11 protein-coding genes and 1 pseudogene are annotated in these 14,510 nt (G+C 72.0%); 11 read left to right on the top strand and 1 reads right to left on the bottom strand.

What is annotated here, in order from left to right:
* Positions 1-24: 24 nt before the first annotated feature.
* The 5 genes and pseudogenes from ACZ9QC_RS01875 to ACZ9QC_RS01855 all read left to right on the top strand — a co-directional run.
* Entirely contained in the window at positions 25-885 is an 861-nt protein-coding gene (locus ACZ9QC_RS01875) for a bifunctional methylenetetrahydrofolate dehydrogenase/methenyltetrahydrofolate cyclohydrolase (RefSeq protein WP_472918471.1), read from the top strand.
* A 58-nt stretch (positions 886-943) separates the two neighbouring features.
* Complete coding sequence (locus tag ACZ9QC_RS01870; protein WP_472918470.1) at positions 944-2,176, top strand: sarcosine oxidase subunit beta family protein; 1,233 nt, start codon at positions 944-946, stop codon at positions 2,174-2,176.
* Between the two features lie 11 nt (positions 2,177-2,187).
* The gene (locus tag ACZ9QC_RS01865) at positions 2,188-5,481 is read left to right on the top strand and encodes a sarcosine oxidase subunit delta family protein (RefSeq protein WP_472918469.1); all 3,294 of its coding nucleotides are present in this window, start codon (positions 2,188-2,190) and stop codon (positions 5,479-5,481) included.
* Positions 5,474-6,076 carry a sarcosine oxidase subunit gamma gene (locus ACZ9QC_RS01860; RefSeq protein ID WP_472918468.1) on the top strand — a complete coding sequence of 201 codons (603 nt, stop codon included), beginning with the start codon at positions 5,474-5,476 and terminating at the stop codon, positions 6,074-6,076. The genes ACZ9QC_RS01865 and ACZ9QC_RS01860 overlap by 8 nt, the downstream gene beginning before the upstream one ends.
* A 100-nt stretch (positions 6,077-6,176) precedes the next feature.
* Positions 6,177-6,299, top strand: a pseudogene (locus tag ACZ9QC_RS01855) (dihydropteroate synthase); the annotation flags it as partial.
* A 20-nt stretch (positions 6,300-6,319) separates the two neighbouring features.
* Here the strand turns inward: ACZ9QC_RS01855 and ACZ9QC_RS01850 are convergent.
* Positions 6,320-7,117, bottom strand: a complete 798-nt coding sequence (locus ACZ9QC_RS01850) for an IclR family transcriptional regulator (RefSeq protein WP_472918467.1) — start codon at positions 7,115-7,117, stop codon at positions 6,320-6,322.
* A gap of 348 nt (positions 7,118-7,465) precedes the next feature.
* Between ACZ9QC_RS01850 and ACZ9QC_RS01845 the strand changes: the two genes are divergently transcribed.
* The 6 genes from ACZ9QC_RS01845 (at position 7,466) to ACZ9QC_RS01820 (ending at position 14,414) form a co-directional block, all read left to right on the top strand.
* Positions 7,466-8,551, top strand: coding sequence for an S-(hydroxymethyl)mycothiol dehydrogenase (locus ACZ9QC_RS01845; protein WP_472918466.1), 1,086 nt, complete (start codon positions 7,466-7,468; stop codon positions 8,549-8,551).
* Positions 8,548-9,180: an MBL fold metallo-hydrolase gene (locus tag ACZ9QC_RS01840; protein WP_472918465.1), complete on the top strand. Its 633-nt coding sequence runs from the start codon at positions 8,548-8,550 to the stop codon at positions 9,178-9,180. Before ACZ9QC_RS01845 ends, ACZ9QC_RS01840 begins: the two co-directional genes overlap by 4 nt.
* Positions 9,181-9,221: 41 nt before the next feature.
* The gene (locus ACZ9QC_RS01835) at positions 9,222-10,355 is read left to right on the top strand and encodes an aromatic ring-hydroxylating oxygenase subunit alpha (protein WP_472918464.1); all 1,134 of its coding nucleotides are present in this window, start codon (positions 9,222-9,224) and stop codon (positions 10,353-10,355) included.
* 101 nt (positions 10,356-10,456) lie between these two features.
* Positions 10,457-11,638 (top strand): NAD(P)/FAD-dependent oxidoreductase, encoded by a 1,182-nt coding sequence (locus tag ACZ9QC_RS01830; RefSeq protein WP_472918463.1) that lies wholly within the window; start codon positions 10,457-10,459, stop codon positions 11,636-11,638.
* A gap of 64 nt (positions 11,639-11,702) precedes the next feature.
* Positions 11,703-12,962: a serine hydroxymethyltransferase gene (gene glyA, locus ACZ9QC_RS01825; protein ID WP_472918462.1), complete on the top strand. Its 1,260-nt coding sequence runs from the start codon at positions 11,703-11,705 to the stop codon at positions 12,960-12,962.
* Positions 12,963-13,031: 69 nt separating this feature from the next.
* A complete protein-coding gene (locus ACZ9QC_RS01820) occupies positions 13,032-14,414 on the top strand; it encodes an L-serine ammonia-lyase (protein WP_472918461.1) in 1,383 nt (460 codons plus the stop codon).
* The last annotated feature ends 96 nt before the right edge of the window (positions 14,415-14,510 follow it).

Raw genomic sequence — 14,510 nt, 5'->3', positions numbered from 1 at the left:
ACCGCAGAGGGAGGAACACCGCCGGTGAACGCACAGCTGCTCGACGGCAAGGCGACCGCCGCCGACATCCGCCGCGAACTCACGGAGCGCGTGGCCAAGTTGACCGCCATCGGCGGCCGTCCGCCGGGCCTCGGCACCGTCCTGGTCGGCGAGGACCCCGGCAGCCACGCCTACGTGGCCGGCAAGCACCGCGACTGCGCCCAGGTCGGCATCGCCTCCCTCCGCCGCGACCTGCCCGCCGACGCCTCGCAGCAGCAGGTCGAGGACGTCATCGACGAGCTGAACGCCGACCCGGCCTGCACCGGTTACATCGTCCAGCTCCCGCTTCCGCGCCACCTCGACGCGAACGCCGTGCTCGAACGCATGGACCCGGCCAAGGACGCCGACGGACTGCACCCGGTCAACCTGGGCCGGCTCACCCTCGGCGTCGACGCCCCGCTGCCCTGCACCCCGCGCGGCATCGTCGAACTCCTGCGCCGCCACGGGGTGCCGCTCGCCGGCGCCCGGGTCTGCGTGGTCGGCCGGGGCATCACCGTCGGCCGTCCCATCGGCCTGCTGCTCACCCGCCGCTCCGAGAACGCCACCGTCACCCTGTGCCACACCGGCACCAAGGGTCTGGCCTGGCACACCCGCGAGGCCGACATCGTCATCGCGGCGGCCGGTTCACCCGGGCTGATCACCAAGGACATGCTGCGCCCCGGCGCGGCCGTCCTGGACGTCGGCATCACCCGCACCGACCAGGGCCTGGTCGGCGACATCCACCCGGACGCCGCCCAGGTCGCCGGCTGGATCGCGCCGATGCCCGGCGGAGTGGGCCCCATGACCCGCGCGATGTTGCTGGCCAACGTCGTCGAGGCCGCCGAGAGGAACGCCACCGCCGTATGAACGCCCACGTCCCCCCGTACCTGCAGCATCCGCACCTTTCGGAAGACGGAGACGTCCGATGAGCCCCCGTACCCCAGGCGCAGACCTCCCCGAGCACCCCGACTGGCTGTGGCGTGACCCCGAGCCGAAGAAGTCGTACGACGTGGTGATCGTCGGCGGCGGCGGCCACGGCCTGGCCACCGCCCACTATCTGGCGAAGAACCACGGCATCACCGATGTCGCGGTGCTGGAGAAGGGTTGGCTGGGCGGCGGCAACATGGCCCGCAACACCACGATCATCCGCTCCAACTACCTGTGGGACGAGAGCGCCGGCATCTACGAGCACGCCCTCAAGCTCTGGGAGGGACTGGAGGAGGAGCTCGACTACCCGATCCTCTTCTCCCAGCGCGGTGTGCTGAACCTCGCGCACAGCCTCCAGGACGTCCGCGACAGTGTGCGCCGCGTGGAGGCCAACCGCCTCAACGGCGTCGACGCGGAGTGGCTCGACGCCGACGGCGTCAAGGAAGTCTGCCCGATCGTCAACATCTCGCAGGACGTGCGCTACCCCGTCCTCGGTGCCACCTACCAGCCGCGCGCGGGCATCGCCAAGCACGACCACGTCGCTTGGGGCCTGGCCCGCTCCGCCGACGCGGCCGGCATCGACATCATCCAGAACTGCGAGGTCACCGGCCTGGACGTGGTCGACAACCGCGTCGTCGGCGTGCAGACGACCCGGGGCCGCATCGCGGCCGGCAAGGTCGCGCTCTGCTCGGCGGGCCACACCTCGGTCCTCGCCGCCATGGCCGGCATCCGACTGCCGGTCCAGAGCCACCCGTTGCAGGCCCTGGTCTCCGAACTCCTGGAGCCGGTGCACCCCACGGTCGTGATGTCCAACGCCGTCCACGTGTACGTCAGCCAGGCGCACAAGGGCGAGCTGGTGATGGGCGCGGGCATCGACGCGTACAACTCGTACACCCAGCGCGGCGCGTTCCACATCGTCGAGGAGCAGATGGCCGCGGCCCTGGAGCTCTTCCCGGTCTTCGCCCGCGCCCATGTGCTGCGTACCTGGGGCGGCATCGTCGACGTCAGCCCCGACGCCTCGCCGATCATCGGGCTCAGTCCCGTCGACAACCTCTATCTCAACTGCGGCTGGGGAACGGGCGGTTTCAAGGCCACCCCGGGCGTCGGATGGGTCTACGCCCACACCATCGCCCACGACACCCCGCACGCCCTCAACGCCCCCTTCTCGCTCGACCGTTTCACCACTGGCGCGCTCGTCGACGAGCACGGCGCGGCCGCGGTGGCCCACTAGGGAGCCCAACCATGCTGCTCATCACCTGCCCGTGGTGCGGGCCCCGCGACGAGGCCGAGTTCCACTACGGCGGCCAGGCCCATGTGGCCTACCCCGAGATCCCCTCGGCCCTCACCGACGAGGAGTGGGCCCGCTACCTCTTCTTCCGTGACAACACCAAGGGCCCGTTCGCCGAGCGCTGGAGTCACGCGGCGGGCTGCCGCCGCTGGTTCAACGCGGTCCGTGACACCGCGACGAACGAGATCCTGTCGGTGTACCGCTCGGGCGAGGAACGCCCGGAGACCCCTGAGGGGCTCACACCCCGGCCCGGCTCGGTACCTCCAGCCCGTCCGGAGTCCGAGTCGGAGCCGCTTCCGGTCACTTCTGAGCCGAGCCCGGCACACTCAGCCAGTCCGGCGCTTGAGGACGAGGCCGTTCAGGCCGAAGGGGGGTCTGGGGGCGCAGCTCCCAGGGACGGGACGGGTAGGGGCGGCGGGGGCGGGACGACCCAACCCTTCCGCCACCCCACCCGAGGCCGCGTCGACCGCGACACCACCCTCACCTTCACCTTCGACGGCACCGAGTACCAGGGCCACCGAGGCGACACCCTCGCCTCCGCCCTCCTCGCCAACGGCGTCGTCCAGGCAGGCACCAGCATCAAGCTCGGCCGCCCCCGCGGCATCTTCTCCGCCGGCGTCGAAGAGCCCAACGCGGTCATCCAGATCGAGGAGCCCTTCCCCGAGCCGATGCTGCCCGCGACCACCGTCGAGCTCTACGACGGCCTGGTCGCCACCAGCCTCCCCGGCCAGGGCCGCCTCGCCACGGAGCCCGACCCGGCCCGCTACGACGCCGTGCACGCCCACTGCGACCTGCTGGTCGTGGGCGCGGGCCCGGCCGGCCTCGCGGCGGCCGCCGCGGCGGCGCACAGCGGCGCCCGTGTCATCCTCGCCGACGACCAGCCGGAACCCGGCGGCAGCCTCCTCGGCACCGGCGAACACCTCGACTGGGTGGGCGAGACCGCCGCACTGCTCGACGCCGCCCCCGAGGTCCGGGTCCTGCGCCGCACCACCGTCTTCGGCTACTACGACGACAACCACCTCCTCGCCGTCGAGCGCCGCACCAACCACCTCGGCGGCGCCGCTCCCGGACACGTCTCCCGCGAACGCGTCTGGCGCATCCGCGCCCGCCGCGTCGTCCTCGCCACCGGCGCCCACGAACGCTCCCTGGCCTTCGCGGACAACGACCGCCCCGGCGTGATGCTGGCCTCCTCGGCCCGTACCCACGTCAACCGCCACGGCGCCCTGCCCGGCCGCCACGCGGTCGTCCTCACCACCAACGACAGCGCCTACGAGGCCGCCCTGGACCTCGCCTCGGCGGGCCTGACGGTCACCGCGATCGTCGACACCCGCCCCGAACCGGGGGAGTGGGCCGAGCGCGCCACGGCCGCCGGCATCGAGGTCCTGGCCGGGCACGCCGTCACCGGCACCGAGGGCGAGCCCCGCCTCACCTCCGTGACCGTCGCCCCGTACGGCGAGACCGCCGGACAGCGGGAGTTCGCCGCCGACCTGCTGCTGGTCTCCGGCGGCTGGAACCCGGTGGCGCACCTGTTCAGCCAGTCGGGCGGCAAGCTGCGCCACGACGAGTCGCTGGGATCCTTCGTGCCCGACACCGGCCGCCAGGCGGTGGAGGTCGTCGGCAGCGCGAGCGGTCTCCTCGACCCGGCCGACGTCCTCGCCCAGGGCGCCGCCGCCGGTGCCCGCGCGATCGAGGCCGAGGGGTACACGGCTGAGGCGCCCCGTCTCCCGGTGGTGGCCGCGCGGCCCGCCCCGACGCCGCCGATGCATGTGTACGTCGTCCCGGGAGAGACGGACGCCCCCCGGTTCGTCGACCTCCAGCGCGACGTCACGGTGGCCGACCTGGCCCGCGCGACCGGCGCCGGCCTCCGCTCGGTCGAGCACACCAAGCGGTACACCACGGCCGGCACCGCCAACGACCAGGGCAAGACCTCCGGCGTGCTGGCGAGCGGCGCCGTCGCCGAACTGCTCGGCGTGGACGTCTCGGCCCTCGGCACCACCACCTTCCGTCCGCCGTACACCCCGGTCTCCTTCGCCGCCCTCGCGGGCCGCGACCGGGGCGTGCTCAGCGATCCGGTCCGGACGACCGCCCTGCACGAGTGGCACGTCGGGCACGGCGCGCTGTTCGAGAACGTCGGGCAGTGGAAGCGCCCCTGGTACTACCCCCAGGACGGCGAGGACATGGAGACCGCCGTGCTGCGCGAGTGCGCCGCCACCCGTGAGGGCGTGGGCTTCATGGACGCCTCCACCCTCGGCAAGATCGACGTGCAGGGCCCGGACGCCGGTGTCTTCCTCGACCTGCTCTACACCAACATGATGAGCACCCTGAAGGTCGGCATGATCCGCTACGGCGTCATGTGCCGCCCGGACGGCATGGTCTTCGACGACGGCACGGTCATCCGCGTGGCCCAGGACCGCTTCCTGGTCACCACGACGACCGGCAACGCCGCCACCGTCCTCGACTGGATGGAGGAGTGGCTCCAGACGGAGTGGCCCGAGCTGAAGGTCCACTGCACCTCCGTGACCGAGCAGTGGGCCACCGTCGCCCTCGTCGGTCCGAAGTCCCGCGAGGTGATCGGCTCCCTCGCCCCCGGGCTCGCCGTCGCCAACGAGGACTTCCCCTTCATGGCCTGGCGCGAGACCTCCGTCGCGGGCATCGAGGCCCGGGTCTGCCGGATCAGCTTCTCCGGTGAACTCGCCTACGAGATCAACGTCTCGCCGTGGGAGGCCCTCACCCTCTGGGAGGCGCTGTACGAGGCCGGCGCCCCGTACGGCATCACGCCCTACGGCACCGAGACCATGCACGTCCTGCGGGCCGAGAAGGGCTACCCCATCATCGGCCAGGACACCGACGGCACCGTCACCCCGCAGGACCTCGGTATGAGCTGGGTGGTCTCGAAGAAGAAGTCGGACTTCGTCGGCAAGCGGTCCTACACCCGCCCCGACACCGTCCGGCCCGACCGCAAGCACCTGGTCGGGCTCCTCCCCGAGGACCCGGGCGACTTCCTGCCCGAGGGCACCCACCTGGTCGCCGACAGCGTGCTGCCGGCCCCGCCCGTCCCGATGCTCGGCCATGTCACCTCCAGCTACCGCAGCTCCGCCCTCGGCCGGACCTTCGCGCTCGCCCTGGTCAAGGGCGGCCGGGACCGCATCGGCGAGCGGCTGTACGCCCCCGTGGGCGACCGGCTGGTCCCCGTGACCGTCGCCAGCCCTGTCCTCTACGATCCCGAGGGAGCCCGCCGCGATGGCTGACACCGCCCCGACCTCCCGGCTCCGCAGCCCCCTGTCGGGGGCCGCCGACCGGCTGGCCGCCGCCACCCGCACCTCCGGAGGGAAGCTCAGGCTCGCCGAACTGCCCTTCCTGACCCAGCTCGACGTACGTCTCGACGCCAAGGGGGCCGCGGCGGACGCCGTCGGCCTCGCGCTGGGCCTCCCGCTGCCGCTGGAGCCCGACACCGTCGCCCGCGCGGGGGAGCTGACCGCGCTGTGGCTCGGCCCCGACGAGTGGCTGCTCGTGGGGCCGCCGGGCGGCGCGCGCGAGCTGGAGAGCCGGATCCGGGAGGCCGCCGGGGAGGAGCCGGTCTCCGTCACCGACGTCTCCGCGCAGCGCACCACGGTCCTCGTCGCGGGCTCCGCCGCCCGCGACCTGCTGGCCCACGGCTGCGCGCTGGACCTGCACCCGAGGGCCTTCGGTCCCGGCCGCTGCGCCCAGACCACCCTGGCCCGCGCCCAGGTCGTCCTGGTCGCGCGGGAGGAGCCCGGCGCGGGCTTCTGGGTCCTGGTGCGTTCGTCGTTCGCCGGCTATCTGGCGGACTGGCTGCTCGACGCGGCGACGGAGTACGTCTGAGCCCTGCGCGTCCCCGTCAGTCCCGGTCAGCGCGTCGAAGGCCGGACACCGGTGACCGTCGCGGCTCACGCGGCCGTGGCACATGTCCGCGCCCTGCTGGAGTCAGGGCGCGGACATCGTGGACGTGGGCGGTGAGTCCACCGGTCCCGGCGCGGTGCGGCCGTCGGTCGAGGGGGAGCTGCGGCGGGTGCTGCCCGTCGTCCGGGGCCTCGCGGCGCCGGGCGCGGGGCCCCGCACGGGCGCTCAGCCCAGATAGCCCATCCTGCGGCTGATCTCCTCCGCGCCCCGGGTCAGGACGGGCACGAGTTCACGGATGCGTTCCTCGGTGAAGCGGTAGGCCGGGCCGGAGGCGCTGAGCGCGGCGATGACCTCGCCCTCGCGGGAGCGGATCGGGGCCGCCATGGCGTGCAGTCCGATCTCCAGTTCCTCCAGCGTCACCGCGTACCCGCGCTCGCGCGCCTCGGTGAGCGCCTGCTCCAGCTTCGTCCTTGACGTCAGCGTGTGCGGTGTCAGCCTGCGCAGTCCGGACGCCTCCAGCACCTCGGCCCGCTCCCGCTCCGGGAGGTGGGCCAGCAGGATCTTGCCGCTGGACGTGGCGTGCACGGGGGTGAGCTGGCCGACCCAGTTGTGGGTGCCGACCGCCCCGGGGCCGCGTACCTGGTGGAGGTTGACCGCGTAGTGCTCCTGGAGCACGGCGATGTTGACGGTCTCGCCGATCTCCTCGCTGAGTCGCTCGCAGACCTGCCGGCCCTGCTGGGTGATGTCGAGCCGGCCCGTGACGGCGCCGGCGAGCCGCACGATGCCGAAGCCGAGCCGGTACTTGCCCCGCTCGGCCGTCTGCTCGACCAGTCCGCGTGCCTCCAGCGCCCCGAGGAGACGGAACGCGGTCGACTTGTGGACGTCGATCTCGGCGGCGACCTCACTGACCCCGGCCTCGCCGCGCTGGGCGAGGATCTCCAACACGCTGACGGCACGGTCTACGGACTGCACGCCGTTCACCGCGGGACCCGTCGTTGCGCCCTCTGCCGCGTAGTTGCTCATGGTGCAACTATACGCAGTCGCCCCGGAGGTTCCGAGGGGCTCGGCGAGTGCGGTGACCTTGGCCGGAACCAGTCGCTCGCATGCTCGCACGGACCTCCCCGGTCGGGGAAGGGGGAGGCGGCGAGGGGGAGCGGGCAAGTCGGCGCGGCCAACCCCTTGACAGTGGGTGTCCCCGAGGAGACAGTTTGGTCGTCGTTGCTCATAGCGAAGATGGTTGCGCTATATGAGACGTAGCGATCGGAGGGGCCCGGCCACGGTCTCCACCCGGGCCCGATGAAGTGCCTCCCCTCCCCACTCCGTCCCCCCACGCCGCCCCCTCCCCTCCCTCCCTCGACGAGGAGATCGACCGTGACACACGAGGTACGCGCCGTCGTCGCCCGCAAGAAGGGCGCCCCGGTCTCGGTGGAGACCGTGCTGGTGCCGGACCCCGGCCCCGGTGAGGCGCTGGTGCGGGTGCAGGCCTGCGGTGTCTGCCACACCGACCTGCACTACCGGGAGGGCGGGATCAACGACGAGTTCCCCTTCCTGCTCGGCCACGAGGCGGCGGGCGTGGTGGAGTCGGTCGGCGAGGGCGTCACCGACGTCGCCCCCGGCGACTTCGTCATCCTCAACTGGCGTGCCGTCTGCGGCACCTGCCGCGCCTGTCGCAGAGGCAGGCCCTGGTACTGCTTCGCCACGCACAACGCCACCCAGCCGATGACCCTGGCGGACGGCACCCCGCTCTCCCCGGCTCTCGGCATCGGCGCCTTCGCCGAGAAGACCCTGGTCGCCGCCGGACAGTGCACCAAGGTGGACTCCATGGCCTCCCCGGCCGCCGCCGGCCTCCTCGGCTGCGGTGTGATGGCCGGATTCGGCGCCGCGGTCAACACCGGTGCCGTGGGGCGCGGCGACTCCATCGCCGTGATCGGCTGCGGCGGCGTGGGCATGGCCGCGATCGCGGGCGCCAAGGTCGCCGGAGCGGGCCGCATCATCGCCGTCGACGTCGACGAGCGGAAGCTGAAGTGGGCCGAGCGGTTCGGCGCCACCGACACCGTCGACTCCTCCAAGACCGACGCCGTCGAGGCGATTCGCGAGCTCACCGGGGGCTTCGGCGCCGATGTCGTCGTGGACGCGGTGGGCCGCCCGGAGACCTTCGAGCAGGCCTTCTACGCCCGTGACCTGGCCGGCACCGCCGTCCTGGTGGGCGTCCCCACGCCCGAGCTGAAGCTCGAACTGCCGCTCCTGGACGTCTTCGGCCGCGGCGGCGCCCTGAAGTCCTCCTGGTACGGCGACTGCCTGCCCTCCCGCGACTTCCCCGCCCTGATCGACCTCTACCTCCAGGGCCGCTTCGACCTCGGCGAGTTCGTCACCGAGACCATCGGCCTGGACGACGTCGAGGCCGCGTTCGCCAAGATGCACCACGGCGACGTCCTGCGTTCGGTGGTGGTCCTGTGACCGCCCGCGTCGAGCGCCTCGTCACCTCCGGCACGTTCGAACTGGACGGCGGCACCTGGGAGGTCGACAACAACGTCTGGCTGATCGGCGACGACGAGGAGGTGCTCGTCGTCGACGCGGCCCACGACGCGGACGCCATCTCCGCCGCCGTCGGCGACCGCCGCCTGGTCGCCATCGTGTGCACCCACGCCCACAACGACCACGTCAACGCCGCCCCGGCCCTGGCCGCCCGTCACGAGGCGCCCATCCTGCTCCACCCCGCCGACACCGTCCTGTGGAAGATGGCGCACGGCGAGGGAGCGCCCGAGTTCCGCGAACTGGCCGCGGGCGAGACCCTGGGTGTCGCCGGCGTCGAGCTGACGGTGCTGCACACCCCCGGCCACTCGCCCGGTGCGGTCTGCCTTCACGCGCCCGCGCTGAACGCTCTGTTCTCCGGCGACACCCTCTTCCAGGGCGGCCCCGGCGCGACCGGTCGCTCCTTCTCGGACTTCGGCACCATCATCGCCTCCATCCGGGACCGGCTGCTGGCGCTCCCCGCCGACACCACCGTCCACACCGGTCACGGCGACACCACCACGATCGGCGCCGAGGCGCCCCACCTCGACGAGTGGATCACCCGCGGCCACTGAACCGCCCGCCCCGCTTCCCGACATTTTCCGAAGGTGACTCGATGACCCTCACGAATCTGCCGCCCAGCCTGATCCCCACGCTGTCCGGCGAGTACTACACGGACCCCGGAGTCTTCGCCCAGGAGCAGGAGCGGGTCTTCGAGGCCATGTGGTTCTGTGTGGCCCGCGCCTCCGAGCTGGCGAAGCCCGGCGCCTTCCGCACCTACCAGGTCGGCCGCGAGAGCGTCCTCGTCTCCCGCTCCCGGGACGGCTCGATCAAGGCCTTCCTCAACATCTGCCGGCACCGCGGGGCCAAGCTCTGCCTGGAGGAGTCGGGCGAGGTCAAGCGGGCCTTCCAGTGTCCGTACCACGCCTGGACGTACGGCCTTGACGGCAAGCTGATCGCCGCGCCGAACCTGACCTCGATGCCGGACATCGACCGCACCGAGTACGGCCTGGTCAACGTCCATGTGCGGGAGTGGCTCGGCTATGTGTGGGTGTGCCTGGCCGACGAGCCGCCGTCCTTCGAGGCGGAGGTGCTGGGCGCGGTCGTCGAGCGGCTCGGTGACCTGGAGTCGATCGAGCGGTACGACATCGGCAACCTGTCCGTGGGGCGCCGGATCACGTACGACGTGAAGGCGAACTGGAAGCTGATCATCGAGAACTTCATGGAGTGCTATCACTGTGCCACGATCCATCCCGAACTGACCGAGGTGCTGCCGGAGTTCGCGGACGGGTATGCGGCCCAGTACTACGTGGGCCATGGCGCGGAGTTCGGTGAGGAGGTCCAGGGGTTCACCGTCGACGGTTCCGAGGGGCTGGACCGCATCCCGGGTGTGGCCGAGGACCAGGACCGCCGCTACTACGCGATCACGGTCAAGCCGCAGGTGTTCATCAACCTCGTGCCCGACCACGTGATCTTCCACCGGATGTACCCGATGGCGGCCGACCGCACGATCGTCGAGTGCGACTGGCTCTACCTGCCGCACGTCGTGGAGAGCGGCAAGGACGTGGAGCGTTCGGTGGAGCTCTTCCACCGGGTGAACCAGCAGGACTTCGACGCCTGTGAGCGCACCCAGCCGGCGATGAGCTCGAAGGCCTACGCCAAGGGTGGCGTGCTGGTGCCCAGCGAGCACCACATCGGCGAGTTCCACACCTGGCTGCAGAACAAGCTCGACGTGGCCCCGGGGCACTGACCCCGTCCCGGCCCCTTGACACCTCAGAATTCCGCCGAAACCATGTTGCACATAATGCGCGTCGTTGTGCGATGTGAGACACCCTCCCGTCTGGAGCCCGCATGAGGAGCATCACCGTCGTCGGAGCGTCGCTGGCGGGCCTGAGCACGGTCCGCGCGCTGCGCGCGGAGGGCTACGACGGCGAGATCGTCGTCGTGGGGGAGGAGCGCCACGCTCCCTACGACCGTCCGCCGCTGTCCAAGGACTTCCTCAAGGGCGAACTCGACGCCGACGCGCTCGCTCTCGGCGACCCCGACGAGTACGACGACCTGGACGTGCACTGGCTGCTCGGCGAACGGGCGGTGCGCCTCGACCCGGCCGCCCGGACCGTCACCCTGACCGGGGGCCGTCAGGTGCGCACCCACGGGGTGGTCGTCGCCACCGGCGCGAGCCCGCGCACCCTCCCCGGCTCCGACGGACTGGCCGGCGTCCACACCCTGCGCACCCTGGACGACGCCCTGGCCCTGCGCTCGGAGCTGCTGAACGGCCTGCCCCGGCTGGTCGTCATCGGCGCCGGGTTCATCGGCGCCGAGGTGGCCTCCACCGCCCACCGGCTGGGGTTGCACGTCACCGTCGTCGAGGCGGCCGAGGTACCGCTGGAGCGGCAACTCGGCCGAGAGATGGGCCTGGTCTGCTCCTCCCTGCACACCGACCACGGCGTCGCCCTGCTGTGCGGCACCGGCGTGGCGGAACTCCTCGGCAAGGACCGGGTCACCGGTGTCCGGCTGGCGGACGGACGGGTGCTGCCCGCCGACATCGTGGTCGTCGGCGTGGGCGTCCGGCCCAACACCGACTGGCTCGCCGGCTCCGGAGTGCTGGTGGACGACGGCGTGGTGTGCGACACCGGCTGCGCGACCACCGTCCCCGGTGTCGTCGCCGTCGGCGACGTGGCCCGCTGCCCCCACCCGTTCACCGGACGGCACGCCCGTGTCGAGCACTGGAGCAGCGCCACCGAGCAGGCGAGGACCGCCGCCCGCACCCTGCTGACCGGGGTGTCCGCGCCCTCCCCGGTCACCGCCCCCTACTTCTGGTCCGACCAGTACCGCACGCGCATCCAGCTCGCCGGGTACGTCGCCCCGGGCGCCGTCCCCGAGGTCGTCGAAGGCGATCCGGACAGCCGTACCTTCACCGCCGTCTACCGCCACCAGGGCGACCCGGTGGCCGTGCTCTCCCTGAACCAGCCGAAGTTCTTCAACCGGCTCCGCCGCACCCTCGTCCCCGTCGCCGCGGTCGCCGTGTCCTGAGCGTCCCGCTCGTGAGCGTCCCGCCCTCGCCTCCTCCCTCCGGAAACCGCACAGGAGACCGCCGATGACCTCGTTCAACCAGTCCCTGCACGACCTCGACCCCCAGGTCGCCGTCGCCCTCGACGCCGAGCTGCATCGTCAGCAGTCCACCCTGGAGATGATCGCCTCGGAGAACTTCGCTCCGGTGGCGGTCATGGAGGCGCAGGGGTCGGTCCTGACCAACAAGTACGCCGAGGGCTACCCGGGCCGCCGTTACTACGGCGGCTGTGAGCACGTCGACGTCGCCGAGCAGATCGCCATCGACCGGGTGAAGGAGCTGTTCGGCGCCGAGTACGCCAACGTGCAGCCGCACTCGGGCGCCTCCGCCAACCAGGCCGCGCTGTTCGCCCTCGCCCAGCCCGGCGACACCATCCTCGGGCTGGACCTGGCGCACGGCGGCCACCTCACCCACGGCATGCGGCTGAACTTCTCGGGCAGGCAGTTCGAGGTCGTCGCCTACCACGTGGACACCGCGACCGGCCTGGTCGACATGGCGGAGCTGGAGCGCCTGGCCAAGGAGCACCGGCCCAAGGTGATCATCGCGGGCTGGTCGGCGTACCCGCGTCAGCTGGACTTCGCGGAGTTCCGCCGGATCGCCGACGAGGTCGGCGCCCGACTGTGGGTGGACATGGCGCACTTCGCCGGTCTGGTCGCCGCCGGGCTGCACCCCAACCCGGTGCCGTACGCGGACGTGGTCACCTCGACCACCCACAAGACGCTCGGCGGACCGCGCGGCGGCATCATCCTGGCGAAGAAGGAGTTCGCGAAGAAGCTGAACTCCTCGGTGTTCCCCGGCTTCCAGGGCGGTCCGCTGGAGCACGTCATCGCGGCGAAGGCGGTGTCGTTCAAGGTCGCCGCGAGCGAGGAGTTCAAGGAGCGCCAGCGGCGCACGGTCGAGGGCGCGCGGATCCTGGCGGAGCGGCTGACGGCCCCGGACGCCCGCGAGGCCGGTGTCGACGTGCTCTCCGGCGGCACCGACGTGCACCTGATCCTGGTCGACCTGCGCCATTCCGAGCTGGACGGGCAGCAGGCCGAGGACCGCCTCCACGAGGTCGGCATCACCGTCAACCGCAACGCGGTCCCCAACGACCCGCGTCCGCCGATGGTCACCTCCGGCCTGCGCATCGGCACGCCCGCCCTGGCCACCCGGGGCTTCACCGCCGAGGACTTCACCGAGGTCGCCGACGTCATCGCCGAGGCACTCAAGCCGGCCTACGACGCCGAAGCGCTCAAGACCCGGGTCAAGGCACTTGCCGACAAGCACCCGCTCTACCCCGGCCTGTAAGAGAGACAACCTCCCGCAGCGGGCGTGCCGACACCGATCGGCACGCCCCTCCAACCCACGGAGCGTGGCGTGGCAATCAGTGTCTTCGACCTGTTCTCCATAGGCATCGGCCCGTCCAGCTCGCACACCGTGGGCCCGATGCGCGCCGCCGGGATGTTCGTCAGGCGGCTGAAGCAGGACGGAGCGCTGGCCCAGACCGCCGCCGTGCGGGCGGAGTTGTTCGGTTCCCTCGGTGCCACCGGCCACGGCCACGGCACCCCCAAGGCGGTGCTGCTCGGCCTGGAGGGCAACGAGCCGCACACGGTCGACGTCGCCGGAGCCGACGCGGACGTCGAACGGATCCGCGCCACCGGGCGCCTCCGTCTGCTCGGCGCCGAGATCGGCCCCGCGCACGAGATCGGCTTCGACACCGCGGCCGACCTGGTCCTGCACCGGCGGCGCTCACTGCCGTACCACGCCAACGGCATGATCCTCTTCGCGTACGACGCCGACGGCGCACCCTTGCTGGAGAAGACGTACTACTCCGTCGGCGGCGGCTTCGTGGTCGACGAGGAAGCCGCGGGCGCGGACCGGATCACACTCGACGACACCGTGCTGCCCCACCCGTTCAGCACCGGCGACGAACTGCTCCGGCTCACCCGGGAGACCGGCCTGTCGATCTCCGCGCTGATGCTGGAGAACGAGAAGGCCTGGCGCAGCGAGGAGGAGATCCGCGCGGGCCTGCTGGAGATCTGGCACGTCATGGAGGCCTGCATCGCACGCGGCCTGGGCCGGGAGGGCATCCTCCCCGGCGGTCTGAAGGTGCGCCGCAGGGCCGCCGCGGCCGCGCGCGCCCTGCGCAGCGAGGGTGACCCGCTGGCCCGCGCCATGGAGTGGATCACCCTCTACGCGATGGCCGTGAACGAGGAGAACGCCGCCGGCGGCCGGGTCGTCACCGCGCCGACGAACGGCGCGGCCGGCATCATCCCCGCCGTCCTCCACTACTTCCTGGAGTTCGTGCCGGGCGCCGACGACGACGGCATCGTCCGCTTCCTGCTCGCCGCCGGTGCCATCGGCCTCCTCTTCAAGGAGAACGCCTCCATCTCCGGCGCCGAGGTCGGCTGCCAGGGTGAGGTCGGCTCCGCCTGCTCCATGGCGGCAGGTGGACTCGCCGAAGTCCTCGGCGGCAGCCCCGAACAGGTCGAGAACGCCGCCGAGATCGGCATGGAGCACAACCTCGGCCTCACCTGCGACCCCGTCGGCGGCCTCGTCCAGATCCCCTGCATCGAACGCAACGGCATGGCGGCGGTGAAGGCCGTCACCGCCGCCCGTATGGCGATGCGGGGCGACGGACGTCATCACGTCTCCCTCGACAAGGTCATCAAGACCATGAAGGAGACCGGTGCCGACATGAAGGTCAAGTACAAGGAGACCGCCCGCGGCGGCCTCGCCGTCAACGTCATCGAGTGCTGAGCGCGGCGGCGCACCGGCCGCGGCCCCGACGGCAGAACCGGGAGTGAGGCCGCCGGGCCGCCTCCGCCGCGCTCCCGGTTCTGCCGTCGAACTCGC

The sequence above is a fragment of the Streptomyces sp. HUAS MS02 genome, assembly GCF_055702265.1.
This window is presented reverse-complemented; position numbering and strand designations above follow the sequence as displayed.